Below are 15,734 nucleotides of genomic sequence, written 5' to 3' on the forward strand. Positions count from 1 at the left end.
CTCCTCCTTCCCCTCCTCCCCCCCCCCCCCCCCCCCCCCCCCCCCCCCCCCCCCTCCCCCCCCCCCCCCCCCCCCCCCCCCCCCCCCCCCCCCGCCGGGGTTCCTCCCGCGGGGTGCGCGCCGCCGCCCGCTCAGAGCGCGGCGAAGGCGCCTTCGAGGATGTCCAGACCCTCGTTGAGCAGGTCCTCACCGATGACCAGCGGCGGCAGGAAGCGCAGCACATTGCCGTACGTGCCGGTCGTCAGCACCAGCAGGCCCTCCTGGTGGCAGGCCTTGGCGAGGGCGCCGGTGGCCTCCGGGTTCGGCTCCTTGGAACCGGACTTGACCAGCTCGATCGCGATCATCGCGCCGCGGCCGCGGACCTCGCCGATGATGTCGTACTTCTCGGCAATGGCGTTCAGCCGGGCCTTCATGACCTCGCCGATCCGGCGGGCCTTGGCGTTCAGGTCCTGCTCGCGCATGGTCTCGATGGAGCCGAGCGCCGCGGCGCAGGCCACCGGGTTGCCGCCGTAGGTGCCGCCCAGGCCGCCCGCGTGCGCGGCGTCCATGATCTCCGCGCGCCCGGTCACGGCCGCCAGCGGCAGACCGCCGGCGATGCCCTTGGCGGTCGTGATCAGGTCGGGCACGATGCCCTCGTCCTCGCACGCGAACCACTGGCCGGTGCGGCAGAAGCCGGACTGGATCTCGTCCGCGACGAAGACGATCCCGTTCTCCTTCGCGAAGTTCGCGATCGCCGGGAGGAAGCCCTTGGCCGGCTCGATGAAGCCGCCCTCGCCGAGCACCGGCTCGATGATGATCGCCGCGACGTTCTCCGCGCCGACCTGCTTGGTGATCTGCGAGATGGCCTGGTCGGCGGCCTCCTGCGCGCAGTTCTCCGGGCCGGTCAGCCAGCGGTAGGGGTAGGCCAGCGGGACGCGGTAGACCTCCGGCGCGAACGGGCCGAAGCCGTGCTTGTACGGCATGTTCTTGGCGGTCAGCGCCATGGTGAGGTTCGTCCGGCCGTGGTACCCGTGGTCGAACACGACCACGGCCTGCCGCTTGGTGTACGCACGCGCGATCTTGACCGCGTTCTCCACCGCCTCCGCACCGGAGTTGAACAGCGCCGACTTCTTCGCGTGGTCACCCGGCGTCAGCTCGGCCAGCTGCTCACAGACCTCGATGTACGGCTCGTACGGCGCCACCATGGCACAGGTGTGGGTGAAGGCCGCCAGCTGCGCGGTGGCCCGGCGGACGACCGCCTCCGCGCTGTTGCCGACCGAGGTCACCGCGATGCCGGAGCCGAAGTCGATCAGGGAGTTGCCGTCCACGTCCTCCAGGACGCCACCGCCCGCGCGCTTGACGAAGACGGGCAGCACGGCGCCGACACCACCGGCGACCGTGGCCTGCTTACGGGCCCACAGCTCCTGCGACTTCGGGCCGGGGATCGCGGTGACGACGCGACGCTCCTGGGCGAGGGCGGGGCCTCCGGACAGTTCGGTCATGGCAGTCTCCTGAGGGTGGAACGGGACGTACACAGGTGTTGTTCTCGCAGGCTAGGGGCGGCCGGGCGGGTCTGGCATGTTCCGTTCGGGAGAAGTGCGCGTGTTGCGTTGTCCGCACCGGACATAGCGACGCCCCACGGCCAGTAGATTGAACGCCGGCCCACCCGGCAACGGCGGCCACCAGCGCGGGCATGACAATGACAACGCGGCCGGCCGCCCCGGCCGCGGCAGGCCACGGCTCAAGGGGGACAAGGGGCACCGGATGGACACCGAGGGCACGCACGACGCACAGCACACCGCTCCCCAGCCGTCCGGCGGAGCGCACCGACCCGAACCCACGGTGCCGCACCCCGCGGCACCCCCCGCCCCACCGGCCGCGGCGCCGCACACCCCGCCACCACCCGCTGCCCCGCCGACCCTGCCGGCCATGCCCGCCACCCCACCGGGCCCCGCGCCCGCCGGCACCGCGGCCGAACCGCCGCTGCTGGGCTGGCTGCGCACCCCGCGTCCCTCCGCCGCCCCCGGGATCTGGACGTACGGCCACCGCCCCCGGCCGGCCGAAGAACCCGACCGTGTTCCCGGACGGCAGCTCATCACCGGCGCGGTGATCTCGTTCCTGTGCGGCTGGCTGTTGTGGTCGCTGTTGTGGAACGGCTACCTCGGGCCGTACTGGTCCTGGCCCATGGCCGTTCTTTTCCCCGACTCCTGGGTGCTCGGAGCGACGCCCGGCGACCGGCTCGCCAACGCCATTGCTTCCAACGTCTATTACGGCCTGTGGATCCTCGGCCTGGTGATCGTCTTCGGGCGTCTCGGCCGGTGGGCGGAGGTGGCCCGCCGGTACGTGCTCCCGGCTTTCCGCCGTAAGCGCGCCCCCGCCCCCAAGCCCGAGCCCGCCGCCGACCGGGCCCTGTGGCCCGAGCTGCGTGCCCATGGCGCCGCCGATGCCGCCGACAGGCTCGCGGCCGAGGCGCGGACCGGCCGGATGAACGACGTGGACGTGGCCAGGATCGAACGTGCCTGGCAGTCGGTGCGGTCCGGCAAGAATTCCGTCGCCTCCTTCACCGACACCGTGCTCCGGCAAGGCGCGGCAGCCTGCGCGCATCCTTCGGGGCGGCGCGATCTGCCCCGCAGGGCGGCCCACCACGACCTGCTCGCCCACCAGGTCCGGATCGGTACCGCCGCCGAACACCCGCGGAACCCGTATCAGCACCGCGGCGCGGGCAGCGCGCTGTCGCCCGCCGTGCTGGGCACCTCGCTGCTGGCCGTGGGCCCCGCCGGAAGCGGCAAGACCACCCGCGTGGTCAAGCCGGTCGTCGAGTCGATGTGTCTCCAGGCGCTGGCCGGGCAGTGCGCGCTGATCGCCGTCGGCCCGTCGGGGTCGGACCTCGGGCCGGACGACGCGTTCGATTTGGTGGTCAGGGTCGGCCGCCCGGACCCGTCCTGCGATCTCGACCTCTACGGCGGCACCACCGACGCTGATGAGGCGTCCGGAATCCTCGCCGAGGCGCTGGTCGGTGACCTCGCCGAGCAGCTGCCCGGCGGTGACAGCCGACGCGCCGCGACAGCGCTGTCCCAGCTGCTCGGCCCCTTCCGGGCCGCCCACGACCGCTTCCCCACAGTGCCCGAACTGCGGGAACTGCTGGACGGCGCGCCCCAGGCGATCGCCGCACTGCGCACCGCGCTGGAGGCCGCCGACGCCCCCGCCCTGCTGCGCGAACTGGACGCCCGTGTACGGCAGTCGGACCGCCCCGGCGATGTCGCCGTACTGCTCGCCGACCGCATCGCGCTGCTCGACCGGCCGGCCTTCGCCGCCTTCTTCGACCCCACGGGCCAGACCCGCCAGGTCTCCCTGCGGGCCCTGGACCACCCCCTGCGGGTCCGCATCGAACTGCCGGAGCGCGGGCACGCGGAGGCTTCGCGGATTCTCGCCCGGCTGGTCCTCGCCCAGTTCACCGAGTGCGCGGTGGCCCGTGCCGACCGCTCGGTGTTCGCGTGTCTGGTCGTCGACGAGGCCGCGCACACCATCACGGCCGAGGCCCTGCGCGGTCTGCAACGGCTGCGCTCGGCCCATGCCGGCGCGGTGCTGACGCTGCGTTCCCTGGACGAGGTGCCCGACGCGCTGCGCGGCACCCTGCTCGGCGCGGTCGGCTGCCGGATGGCGTTCTCGGGCGTCACGACCTGGGACGGCGCGCGGTTCGCCGAGGTGTGGGGCAAGGAGTGGGTGGAGACCCGCGATGTGACCGACCGCCAGATCATCGCGGAGAGCGCCGCGGGGAAGGCGTTCCACATGCTGCGCCAGCTGGTGACCGGCAAGGCGGCCACCGCCAAAGCCGTCACCGTCCGCACCGTCGAGCGGGAACGCTGGTCCGCGTCGGATCTGGCGAATTCGGTGCCGCCCGGGCATGCGGTGCTGTCCGTGACGTCGGTGGCCGGGGAGCATGCTCCGCCGGTGCTGGTGGATCTGCGGTCCTGAGGGGCCGGGGAGCGTTCGTCCCGCCTGCCCGGCCCCGGAGGGGGCTGGAATGGTGGGTCCCCCCGATTCCTCCGTTGAGGCAGAATCGGCAGTGGCCGTTCATACGAGGCGGCGTAATCAATCGGGTGTCGGGCGGGCATCGGCCGGTTCGTGGCCGGTTGCCGGCCGGTCCCTCGTAGTCGTCGACGTCATGAAGGTCCCATGCCGCACACCCTGGCTTCCTTGGTCAACCACACCGCGCTCAAGCTGACCGTGCTCGCGGGCGAGGAGCGGCTGGAGGCGCCGGTGCGCTGGGCGCACGCCAGTGAGCTGATCGATCCGGTGCCGTACATGGAGGGCGGGGAGCTGCTGCTGATCACCGCGCTCAAGCTGGACGCGGAGGACGCGGAGGCGACCCGGAGATATGTGCGGCGGGTGGCGGAGGCCGGGGTCGTCGGGCTGGGGTTCGCGGTCGGGGTGAATTACGAGGGGGTGCCGCAGGCGCTGGTCGACGCGGCCAGGGAGCAGGGGCTGCCGCTGCTCGGGGTGCCGCGCAGGACGCCGTTCATCGCGATCAGCAAGGCGGTGTCGGCGGCCGTCGCCGCAGACCAGTACCGCGCGGTGACGGCGGGGTTCGAGGCGCAGCGGGAGCTGACCCGGGCGGCGCTCGGCGCGGAGGGGCCGGACGGGCTGCTGGCCCGGCTCGCCGCGCATCTGGACGGCTGGGCCGCGCTCTACGACGCGTCGGGCGCGGTGGTGGCCGCCGCCCCCGACTGGGCCGCCCGCCGCGCGGCCCGGCTGACCGACGACGTCGGGCGGCTGCGGGAGCGGCCCGCGCCCGCCAGCTCGGTCGTCAGCGACACCGACGGCGATGACCGGGTCGAACTCCAGTCGCTGGGCACCGGGCGCCGGGCCCGCGGGGTGCTCGCGGTGGGGACCGCGGCGCCGCTCGGCACCGCCGAGCGCTATGCCGTGCACTCCGCGGTCGCGCTGCTCACCCTGACCACCGAGCGGTCCCGGGCGCTGCAGGACGCCGAGCAGCGGCTGGGTGACGCGGTGCTGAAAATGCTGCTCGCGGGGGAGCCGGACCATGCGCGGGCGGTGGCCGGGCGGCTCTACGGCGGGCTGCTGGACGCGCCGTTCCGCGTGGTGGTCGCCGAACCGGTGGCCGGTGAGGAGCCGGCGTCGGGCGGCGGCGCGGGAGCCGGGGCCGGCGGGGTGCTCGATGCGCTCGCCGACGCGATGGACTCGGCGGCCGCGCGGACCGGTGAGGCGGTGCTCGCGGTCCCGGACGGCGGCCGGCTGATCGTGCTGGTCGCGGACGGCGGGGCGGCCGCGGACGCCTGTGCCGCCTACGCCGCCGAGGCCGAGTTCCGTGCCGGTGCGCAGCCGCGGGCGCGGGGCCGGGCGGCGCGGGCGGAGGCGGGCAACGGCGCGTGGGTGGCCGTCGGGCTGTCGGCGCCGACCGGGCCGATCGCCGCCGCGAACGCCTACCGCCAGGCCGAACAGGCGCTCTCGGTGGCCCGGCGGCGCGGCCGTGCGCTGGTCGAGCACGAGGACGTGGCGGCCGGGTCCGTGCTGCCGCTGCTCGCCGACGAGGCGGTCCGCGCCTTCGCTGACGGGCTGCTGCGGGCGCTGCGCGAGCACGACGCGACCGGCCGCGGCGATCTGGTGGCCTCGCTGCGCGCCTGGCTCGCCCGGCACGGACAGTGGGACGCGGCCGCCGCCGACCTGGGGGTGCACCGTCACACGCTGCGCTACCGGATGCGGCGGGTGGAGGAGATCCTGGGGCGCTCGCTGGACGACGCGGATGTGCGGATGGAGCTGTGGCTGGCGCTCAAGGCGACCTCGGCGCCGCAGGGGGAGTGAGGGCGGAGTCGTCACGGGGGAGTGGGGAGGCCCGCGCCGCCACTCGCCCCGGATGGGCCTCGTGACGCCCCCTCCACCGCGGAGAGACGGGCGTGGTGATTACGCCGCTTCGGACAAACGCCACGACGGCGCCGCACCCCTACCGTGGGTCCAGAGTCAAAACCGCAGAGACGCTCCCTGAGCCATGCGCACCACCCACCACTTCTGAAGGGCCGGGTTCCACTGTGCCGATCCCCACTGATGCAGCCCCCACCGCCTTTTGGCTCGCCGGCCGCGAGGCCACCGGCGAGGCCACCTTCGATGTCACCTCCCCCTGGGACGGACGTCTCGTCGGCACGGTGAGCGTCCCCACCGAGGCCCAGGTCGAGGAGGCCGTCGCCGCCTCCGTCGCCGTCCAGGAGGAGCTCGCCGCGACCCCCGCGCATGTGCGGGCCGCCGCGCTGGACCATGTGCACCGCCGGCTGGTGGAGCGTACGGAGGAGATCGCCCGGCTGATCTCCGCGGAGAACGGCAAGCCCATGAAGTGGGCCCGCGGTGAGGTCGGCCGCGCCGTCTCCGTGTTCCGCTTCGCCGCCGAGGAGGCCCGCCGCTTCAACGGCGGCGAGGCGCAGCGGCTGGACACCGACGCCGGCGGCGCCGGCCGGCTGGCGCTGACCCGCCGCTTCCCGCGCGGCACGGTCCTGGGCATCGCCCCGTTCAACTTCCCGCTGAACCTCTGCGCCCACAAGGTCGCCCCGGCCATCGCGGCCGGCGCCCCGATCATCCTCAAGCCGGCGCCGGCCACCCCGCTCTCCGGCCTGATCCTCGGCGAGCTGCTGGCCGAGACCGACCTGCCGGCCGGTTCCTGGTCGATCCTCCCGGTGCCCAACGACCGGATGCCGGCGCTGGTCCAGGACGAGCGGCTGCCGGTGGTCTCCTTCACCGGTTCCGAGAAGGTCGGCTACGCGATCCTCGACTCGGTGCCGCGCAAGCACTGCACCCTGGAGCTCGGTGGCAACGGCGCGGCCGTCGTCCTGCCGGACTTCTCCTCCGAGGCGGACCTGGACTGGGCGGCGCAGCGCATCGCCACCTTCTCCAACTACCAGGGCGGCCAGTCCTGCATCTCGGTGCAGCGGGTCATCGCGGACGCCTCCGTCTACGACCGGCTGGTGCCGAAGATCGTGGCGGCCGTCGAGGCGCAGGTCACCGGCGACCCGTCGGACGACGCGACCGAGGTCGGCCCGCTGGTCAACGAGGAGGCCGCCCAGCGCGTCGAGTCCTGGGTGGACGAGGCCGTGGAGCGCGGGGCGAAGCTGCTCGCGGGCGGCAAGCGTGACGGCGCCTCCTACGCGCCGACCGTGCTGGAGGACGTGCCCGCCGACGCCACCCTCGCCTGCGAGGAGGTCTTCGGCCCGGTGCTCACGCTCAAGAAGGTCGACGGGGAGGCCGCGGCCTTCGCAGCCGTCAACGACTCCAAGTTCGGCCTCCAGGCGGGCGTGTTCACCCATGACGTGCAGACCGCCTTCCGCGCCCACCGCGCGCTGGAGGTCGGCGGCGTGATCATCGGCGATGTGCCGTCCTACCGCGCCGACCAGATGCCGTACGGCGGCGTCAAGCAGTCCGGCGTGGGCCGCGAGGGCGTGCGCTTCGCGATGGACGACTACACCTACGAGCGGGTGCTGGTCCTGACCGGACTCGCCCTGTAACACCCGGCCCGGCCCGGACCGGTGGACAGCGACGGCCCTCCCTTGGGCCGTATCGCCGTCCGGGCCCCGGCCGGCACGCCCCCCGGCGCCGGCCTCTCGACGCGGCGCGCTCCGGCACCCTGTTCCCGGAGCGCGCCGCGTCCCCCGTTTCCGGCATCGTCTCCCGCGATGCCGGATCTTGACCGTACGGGACGCGCCCCCGCCTCCTCCTCCTGTCTGAGGGGGAGCCGCGGCCGTACTACAGGGGGGAGACACCGCCGCGTGTACAACCCCCGCGGTATGCCGCGCCCCCCGAAGGGCGGAGGGCGGGCGGCCGGCCCGGTCCGGGGCCGGGGCACAGGTCCCCCATGGCGTGCGGTGGCCCGAACACCCACCCGCGCCCGGTAGCTCCAGTGGTGCAACCCGTGCGGATCGGGTAACTCTCACAAGTAGCGCTGTCCAGCGGCCGACCGGCCGCCGGCGCTGAACTCCCGACCCAGCGGCGAGGTGAGCTCCTGATGACCGCTCCATCCATCCGCAACGTTTCCGAGCGCGAAGCACGCCAGGTCGCCGAGGCGGCCCGCGAGCAGGACTGGCGCAAGCCCAGCTTCGCCAAGGAACTGTTCCTGGGGCGCTTCCGGCTCGACCTCATCCATCCGCACCCCACCCCCGCGGTCGACGACGTACGCCGCGGCGAGAAGTTCCTGGCCACGCTGCGCGAATTCTGCGAGACGGAGGTCGACGGGGCGCGGATCGAGCGCGAGGGGCAGATCCCGGACGAGACCGTGGACGGGCTCAAGGCGCTCGGCGCGTTCGGGATGAAGATCGACCCCAAGTACGGCGGCCTCGGCCTCACCCAGGTCTACTACAACCGCGCGCTGTCCCTGGTCGGCACCGCCAGCCCCGCCATCGGCGCGCTGTTGTCGGCACACCAGTCGATCGGCGTCCCCCAGCCGCTGAAGCTGTTCGGCACCAAGGAGCAGAAGGAGACCTTCCTGCCTCGCTGTGCCCGTACGGACATCTCGGCCTTCCTGCTGACCGAGCCCGATGTGGGCTCGGACCCCGCCCGGCTGGCGACCATGGCCGTGCCGGACGGTACGGACTATGTGCTCGACGGCGTGAAGCTGTGGACCACCAACGGTGTGGTCGCCGATCTGCTGGTGGTGATGGCGCGGGTGCCCGCGTCCGAGGGCCACAAGGGCGGCATCACGGCCTTCGTCGTCGAGGCGGACTCGCCGGGCATCACCGTCGAGAACCGCAACGCGTTCATGGGCCTGCGCGGCCTGGAGAACGGCGTCACCCGCTTCCACCAGGTACGGGTCCCGGCCGCGAACCGCATCGGCCCCGAGGGCGCAGGGCTGAAGATCGCCCTGACCACCCTCAACACCGGCCGGCTGTCGCTGCCCGCGATGTGCGTCGGCTCCGGCAAGTGGTGCCTGAAGATCGCCCGCGAGTGGTCCGGGGCCCGCGAGCAGTGGGGGCGGCCGGTCGCGAGGCACGAGGCCGTCGGCGCGAAGATCTCCTTCATCGCGGCCACCACCTTCGCCCTCGAAGCGGTCGTCGACCTGTCCTCCCAGATGGCCGACGAGAACCGCAACGACATCCGCATCGAGGCCGCCCTCGCCAAGCTCTACGGCTCGGAGATGGGCTGGCTGATGGCCGACGAACTGGTCCAGATCCGCGGCGGCCGCGGCTTCGAGACCGCCGACTCGCTCGCCGCCCGCGGCGAACGCGGGGTCCCCGCCGAGCAGATGCTGCGCGATATGCGCATCAACCGGATCTTCGAGGGCTCCACGGAGATCATGCATCTGCTGATCGCCCGCGAGGCGGTGGACGCCCATCTGTCGGTCGCCGGTGACCTCATCGACCCCGACAAGACCCTCGCCGACAAGGGCCGGGCGGCGGCCAAGGCGGGCGGGTTCTACGCCCGCTGGCTGCCCAAGCTCGTCGCCGGACCGGGCCAACTCCCGCGCACATACCAGGAGTTCGGCGAGCTGGCCGGACATCTGCGCTATGTCGAGCGGACCTCCCGCAAGCTCGCCCGCTCCACCTTCTACGCGATGTCCCGCTGGCAGGGCCGGATGGAGACCAAGCAGGGCTTCCTCGGCCGGATCGTCGACATCGGCGCCGAACTCTTCGCGATGAGCGCCGCCTGCGTACGGGCCGAGTATCTGCGGGAGACCGGGGACCACGGCCGTGAGGCGCAGCAGCTGGCCGATGTCTTCTGCCGGCAGGCGCGGATCCGCGTCGAGGAGCTGTTCGGCCGGCTGTGGACCAACACCGACGCACTCGACCGCAAGGTCGTCTCCGGAGTCCTCGACGGCAGCTACGCCTGGCTGGAGGAGGGCATCATCGACCCCAGCAGCGACGGTCCCTGGATCGCCGACGCCACTCCGGGCCCGAGCCTGACCGACAACGTTCGGCGGCCCATCCGCTGAACGTCCCTCGGCCGCACGCCCGGGGCCGGTCCGGCAGCGATCCACCGGACCGGCCCCGGGGCATGTCCCGCGGCGCGCCGCCGGGCCGCATGATCCATCCGACCCGGGCCTGGGTGTCCGGGCCCCCTCGGCGACCGGCCACAATGGACCACATGACGGACTCCCTCGCCCACCCGCATCTGCGTTTCGAGCCGGCCGCCCCGCACCCCGGCGGCCCGCGCGACATCGTCATCCTCGGCTCGACCGGCTCGATCGGCACCCAGGCGATCGACATCGTGCTGCGCAACCCCGACCGCTTCCGGGTGACCGCGCTCTCCGCGGCCGGCGGCCGGGTCGAGCTGCTCGCCGATCAGGCGCACCAGCTGCGGGTGACCGCCGTCGCCGTGGCGCGCGAGGACGCGGTGCCCGCGCTGCGTACCGCGCTGGCGGACCGCTACGGCACGGGTGAGCCGCTGCCCGAGATCCTGGCCGGCCCCGACGCGGCCACCGACCTGGCCGCCTCCCCCTGCCACACCGTCCTCAACGGCATCACCGGCTCCATCGGGCTCGCCCCCACACTGGCCGCCCTCAAGGCGGGCCGGGTGCTCGCGCTGGCCAACAAGGAGTCACTGATCGTCGGTGGCCCCCTGGTCAAGGCGCTCGCCGCGCCCGGCCAGATCATCCCCGTCGACTCCGAGCACTCCGCGCTCTTCCAGGCGCTGGCCGGTGGCGACCGCGCCGAGGTCCGCAAGCTCGTCGTCACCGCCTCCGGCGGCCCGTTCCGCGGTCGCACCAAGCACGAGCTGGCCGGGGTCACGCCCGAGCAGGCGCTGGCGCACCCCACCTGGGCGATGGGCCCGGTCGTCACCATCAACTCCGCGACCCTCGTCAACAAGGGCCTGGAGGTCATCGAGGCGCATCTGCTCTTCGACGTCCCCTTCGACCGCATCGAGGTCGTCGTCCATCCGCAGTCCTACATCCACTCGATGGTGGAGTTCACCGACGGCTCCACGCTCGCCCAGGCCAGCCCGCCCGACATGCGGATGCCGATCGCCCTGGGCATCGGCTGGCCCGAGCGGGTCCCGGACGCGGCCCCGGGCGTGGACTGGACGAAGGCGCAGACCTGGGAGTTCTTCCCGCTGGACGAGGAGGCCTTCCCCGCCGTTTCGCTGGCCTGCCGGGTCGGCGATCTGGGCGGCACCGCCCCCGCCGTCTTCAACGCGGCGAACGAGGAATGCGTGGATGCCTTCCTCCAGGGCGGGCTGCCATTCACCGGGATTGTGGATACGGTCGCCGCAGTGGTCGCCGAGCACGGCACGCCCGCACGGGGAACCTCCCTGACGGTCGCGGACGTCCTGGAGGCGGAAACCTGGGCGCGCGCCCGCGCCCGCGAACTGGCCGCCCGTGCGGCACGGACACCTTCGGAGGCTCGCGCATGACGACCTGGATGACCATCCTCGGCATAGTCGTCTTCGTCGTCGGCCTGCTGTTCTCCATTGCCTGGCACGAGCTCGGCCATCTCTCCACGGCCAAGATGTTCGGTATCCGCGTGCCGCAGTACATGGTGGGCTTCGGGCCGACGCTCTTCTCCCGTAAGAAGGGCGATACCGAGTACGGCATCAAGGCCGTCCCGCTCGGCGGCTACATCCGCATGATCGGCATGTTCCCGCCCGGCGACGACGGGAAGCTCCAGGCCCGCTCCACCTCGCCGTTCCGCGGCATGATCGAGGACGCCCGCTCGGCGGCCTTCGAGGAGCTCCAGCCCGGCGACGAGAAGCGGCTCTTCTACACCCGTAAGCCCTGGAAGCGCGTCATCGTGATGTTCGCCGGGCCGTTCATGAATCTGATTCTGGCGGTCGTGATCTTCATGAGCGTGCTGATGGGCTTCGGCATCAACACCCAGACCACCCAGGTCGGCTCGGTCTCGGAGTGCGTCATCTCGGCGGCGGCCAAGACGGACAAGTGCCCGGCCGGCGCCAAGGACTCCCCGGCCAAGGCCGCGGGCCTGCGGGCCGGCGACAAGATCGTCTCGTTCAACGGCCACCCCGTGCCGGACTGGGGCGCCCTCCAGCAGCAGATCCGCGACACCACCGGGCCCGCGACACTGGTCGTCGAACGGCACGGCGCGCGCAAGACCCTGCACGCCGACCTGATCGAGAACAAGGTCGCCAAGACCGACGGCCGCGGCGGCTATGTCCCCGGCGAATTCGTCACCGCCGGCTTCCTCGGCTTCACCCCGGCCAGCGGCGTCGTCCAGCAGTCCTTCGGCCAGTCCGTCGACCGCATGGGCAACATGGTCGAGCAGGGTGTCTCCTCGCTGATAAACCTGCCCGCCAAGGTCCCGGACCTGTGGGACGCGGCCTTCAACGGCGGTGAGCGCAAGCAGGACTCCCCGATGGGCGTGGTCGGTGCGGCCCGGGTCGGCGGCGAGGTCTTCTCCCTGGACATTCCGCCGGAGCAGCGGGTGGCGACCATGCTCTTCCTGGTCGCCGGCTTCAACCTCTCGCTGTTCCTGTTCAACATGCTGCCGCTGCTGCCGCTGGACGGCGGGCACATCGCCGGTGCCGTGTGGGAGTCGATCCGGCGGGCCTTCGCCAAGATCGTCCGGCGTCCGGACCCCGGTCCCTTCGATGTCGCCAAGCTGATGCCGGTCGCCTACGTCGTCGCCGGGATCTTCATCTGCTTCACGCTGCTGGTCTTGGTCGCCGACGTGGTGAATCCGGTGAAGCTGACCTGAAATCGGGTTTGGCGGCGGCCGGGCCCCGTCCGTGGCGTGTGCCGGGCACCTCTGTGGCGTTTGGAGGTGCCCGGCCGTCCCATTCGTGGCACCACACGGGCGCGATGTGCTTGCCGCGACTCCTGTGCCGTAATCTCGAAGACCGGAGCCCGCCGCTGCGGGGCCTTGATCCACACCTTGGGGTTGCTCGCCAGATGACTGCCATTTCACTGGGAATGCCGGACGTACCGACCAAGCTTGCCGACCGACGGGTCAGTCGCAAGATCCAGGTCGGCCCGGTCGCCGTGGGCGGAGACGCACCGGTCTCGGTGCAGTCGATGACGACCACGCGGACGTCCGACATCGGCGCGACATTGCAGCAGATCGCCGAGCTGACGGCCTCCGGCTGCCAGATCGTCCGGGTCGCCTGCCCGACGCAGGACGACGCCGACGCGCTGCCCGTGATCGCCCGGAAGTCGCAGATTCCGGTCATCGCGGACATCCATTTCCAGCCGAAGTACGTCTTCGCCGCGATCGACGCCGGCTGCGCCGCGGTCCGGGTCAACCCCGGCAACATCAAGCAGTTCGACGACAAGGTCAAGGAGATCGCCAAGGCGGCCGGTGACGCCGGCACCCCGATCCGGATCGGCGTCAACGCCGGCTCCCTCGACCGCCGCCTGCTCCAGAAGTACGGCAAGGCCACCCCCGAGGCGCTCGTCGAGTCCGCGCTGTGGGAGGCGTCCCTCTTCGAGGAGCACGGCTTCCGCGACATCAAGATCTCGGTCAAGCACAACGACCCGGTCGTGATGGTCAACGCCTACCGGCAGCTCGCCGCCCAGTGCGACTACCCCCTCCACCTCGGCGTCACCGAGGCCGGCCCGGCCTTCCAGGGCACCATCAAGTCCGCCGTCGCCTTCGGCGCCCTGCTCTCCGAGGGCATCGGCGACACCATCCGCGTCTCCCTCTCCGCGCCGCCCGCCGAAGAGGTCAAGGTCGGCATCTCCATCCTGGAGTCGCTCAACCTCCGCCAGCGCCGGCTGGAGATCGTCTCCTGCCCGTCCTGCGGCCGCGCCCAGGTCGATGTCTACAAGCTCGCCGACGAGGTCACCGCGGGCCTGGACGGCATGGAGGTGCCGCTGCGCGTCGCCGTCATGGGCTGCGTCGTCAACGGCCCCGGCGAGGCCCGCGAGGCCGACCTCGGTGTCGCCTCCGGCAACGGCAAGGGCCAGATCTTCGTCAAGGGCGAGGTCATCAAGACCGTCCCCGAGTCGAAGATCGTCGAGACCCTCATCGAAGAGGCCATGAAGATCGCCGAGCAGATGGAGAAGGACGGCATCGCCTCCGGCGAGCCGACCGTCGCCGTCGCCGGCTGACCCACGGCCCATCGGCACCGCCGCCGAGCCCCGCGCCCACCACGGGCCGCGGGGCTCCGCGCTGCCCGGCACCCTTGGCCCCCGCAGCGGCCGGGTGCTCCCGAGCGGGGGGAGGTAAAGTGCCAAGACCTGCTCCCGCCTGGCCTCCCAGGCCCGTAACGGTGAGGCTTTCCGACACGTGCTGACGACCACCGCCATCAAGGTCCTCGAGCCCGGGGAGCTCGACGACGCCCTCGCGGTCCTCGACCGCGATCCGGTCGCCAATGCCTTCGTCGCCGCCCGCGTACAGATCGCCGGCCTCGACCCCTGGCGGCTCGGCGGCGAGATGTGGGGCTGGTACGTGGACGGCCGCCTGGAGTCGCTCTGCTACGCCGGCGCCAACCTCGTCCCCGTCTGCGCCACCTCCGAAGCCATCCACGGCTTCGCCGAGCGCGCCCGCCGCCAGGGCCGCCGCTGCTCGTCCATCGTCGGCCCCGCGGAAGCCACCGCCGAACTGTGGTCGCTGCTGGAGCCGTACTGGGGACCGGCCCGCGACATCCGCGCCCACCAGCCCCTGATGGTCACCACCGCACCGTCCGCCGAGATCGCCCCCGACCCGTACGTCCGGCGGATCCGCAAGAACGAGATGGACCTGATCATGCCCGCGTGCGTGGCCATGTTCACCGAAGAGGTCGGCATCTCCCCGATGGCCGGCGACGGCGGACTGCTCTACCAGGCCAGAGTCGCCGAACTCGTCGGCGCCGGCCGCTCCTTCGCCCGAGTCGAGAACGGCAAGGTCATCTTCAAGGCCGAGATCGGCGCCGCCACCCCGCGGGCCTGCCAGGTCCAGGGCGTCTGGGTCGACCCCGCCTACCGCGGCAAGGGCCTCTCCGAGACCGGGATGGCCGCCGTGCTGCGCTACGCCCTCAACGACGTCGCCCCCGTCGTCAGCCTCTACGTCAACGACTTCAACACCGCGGCCCGCGCCTCCTATCGCCGTGTGGGCTTCGAGGAAGTCGGAGCGTTCATGAGCGTACTGTTCTGACGCACCGCCTTGTACGCTCCGAGCATGGATGACGTCGCGGTCGGCCCCCTTGATCTCGCTGCCCGCGTGGATGACGCGCTGGCCGTCCAGGCGCTCGCCTTCGGCCTGAGCGACGAGGAAGTCGCCGTCCGCCGGCACATCGTGCTGCGCCACCTCGGCTGCCCCGGCGCCCGCGCGCTCGGCGCCACCACCCCCGACGGCCGGCTGGTCGGCTTCGTCTACGGCATGCCCAACGACCGCGCCCACTGGTGGTCCACCGTCGTCGAGCCCTACCTCCGCAACGAGCGCCTCGACCACTGGCTCGACGACTCCTTCACCATCACCGAGCTGCATGTCCACCCCGGCTACCAGCACCGCGGCCTCGGCCGCGCTTTGATCACCCGCATCACCGACGAGGCCGCCGAACCGCGCTCCATCCTCTCGGCCATCGACACCGAGAGCCCCGCCCGCCGCCTCTACCGCTCCCTCGGCTACCACGACCTGGCCCGCCGCGTCCTCTTCCCCAGCGCGCCCACGCCGTACGCGGTGATGGGCGCGCCCTTGCCGCTGATGCGGCCGTCTTCCCACGTTGTCGGCTGACCCGCCGCGGTGGTTTGTCGCCGTTGCGCCTGCGGCGGGCGGGTGGTTGTTGGGTGCGGTGACGGTCCTCCGGGGGCTGGGGGGGGGGGGGGGGGGGGGGGGGGGTGCCCCCCCCCCCCCCCCCCCCCCCCCCCCCCCCCCCCGTGAGCGGGGGTGGGG

10 protein-coding genes are annotated in these 15,734 nt (G+C 72.6%); 9 read left to right on the plus strand and 1 reads right to left on the minus strand.

What is annotated here, in order from left to right:
- Nucleotides 1–131 precede the first annotated feature (131 nt).
- Nucleotides 132–1,481 carry a 4-aminobutyrate--2-oxoglutarate transaminase gene (gene gabT / locus ACZ4XD_RS16335; RefSeq protein WP_468042567.1) on the minus strand — a complete coding sequence of 450 codons (1,350 nt, stop codon included), beginning with the start codon at nt 1,479–1,481 and terminating at the stop codon, nt 132–134.
- Nucleotides 1,482–1,743: 262 nt separating this feature from the next.
- Between gabT and ACZ4XD_RS16340 the strand changes: the two genes are divergently transcribed.
- The 9 genes from ACZ4XD_RS16340 (at nt 1,744) to ACZ4XD_RS16380 (ending at nt 15,575) form a co-directional block, all read left to right on the plus strand.
- Nucleotides 1,744–3,954, plus strand: a complete 2,211-nt coding sequence (locus ACZ4XD_RS16340) for a type IV secretory system conjugative DNA transfer family protein (protein ID WP_468042569.1) — start codon at nt 1,744–1,746, stop codon at nt 3,952–3,954.
- A 201-nt stretch (nt 3,955–4,155) separates the two neighbouring features.
- The gene (locus ACZ4XD_RS16345; RefSeq protein ID WP_468042571.1) at nt 4,156–5,802 is read left to right on the plus strand and encodes a PucR family transcriptional regulator; all 1,647 of its coding nucleotides are present in this window, start codon (nt 4,156–4,158) and stop codon (nt 5,800–5,802) included.
- 224 nt (nt 5,803–6,026) lie between these two features.
- Complete coding sequence (locus tag ACZ4XD_RS16350) at nt 6,027–7,487, plus strand: aldehyde dehydrogenase family protein (protein ID WP_468042573.1); 1,461 nt, start codon at nt 6,027–6,029, stop codon at nt 7,485–7,487.
- Between the two features lie 497 nt (nt 7,488–7,984).
- Complete coding sequence (locus tag ACZ4XD_RS16355) at nt 7,985–9,904, plus strand: acyl-CoA dehydrogenase family protein (RefSeq protein ID WP_468042575.1); 1,920 nt, start codon at nt 7,985–7,987, stop codon at nt 9,902–9,904.
- 152 nt (nt 9,905–10,056) lie between these two features.
- On the plus strand, nt 10,057–11,322 hold the full coding sequence (dxr, locus tag ACZ4XD_RS16360) for a 1-deoxy-D-xylulose-5-phosphate reductoisomerase (protein WP_468042577.1): 1,266 nt from the start codon (nt 10,057–10,059) through the stop codon (nt 11,320–11,322).
- Complete coding sequence (locus tag ACZ4XD_RS16365; RefSeq protein ID WP_085927564.1) at nt 11,319–12,620, plus strand: M50 family metallopeptidase; 1,302 nt, start codon at nt 11,319–11,321, stop codon at nt 12,618–12,620. Before dxr ends, ACZ4XD_RS16365 begins: the two co-directional genes overlap by 4 nt.
- Nucleotides 12,621–12,814: 194 nt before the next feature.
- Entirely contained in the window at nt 12,815–13,972 is a 1,158-nt protein-coding gene (gene ispG / locus ACZ4XD_RS16370) for a flavodoxin-dependent (E)-4-hydroxy-3-methylbut-2-enyl-diphosphate synthase (protein WP_042149495.1), read from the plus strand.
- Nucleotides 13,973–14,150: 178 nt separating this feature from the next.
- Entirely contained in the window at nt 14,151–14,996 is an 846-nt protein-coding gene (locus tag ACZ4XD_RS16375) for a GNAT family N-acetyltransferase (protein WP_468042580.1), read from the plus strand.
- 24 nt (nt 14,997–15,020) lie between these two features.
- Nucleotides 15,021–15,575: a GNAT family N-acetyltransferase gene (locus ACZ4XD_RS16380; RefSeq protein WP_468042582.1), complete on the plus strand. Its 555-nt coding sequence runs from the start codon at nt 15,021–15,023 to the stop codon at nt 15,573–15,575.
- Nucleotides 15,576–15,734 lie beyond the last annotated feature (159 nt).

The sequence above is a fragment of the Streptomyces sp. NPDC029466 genome (assembly GCF_055574515.1).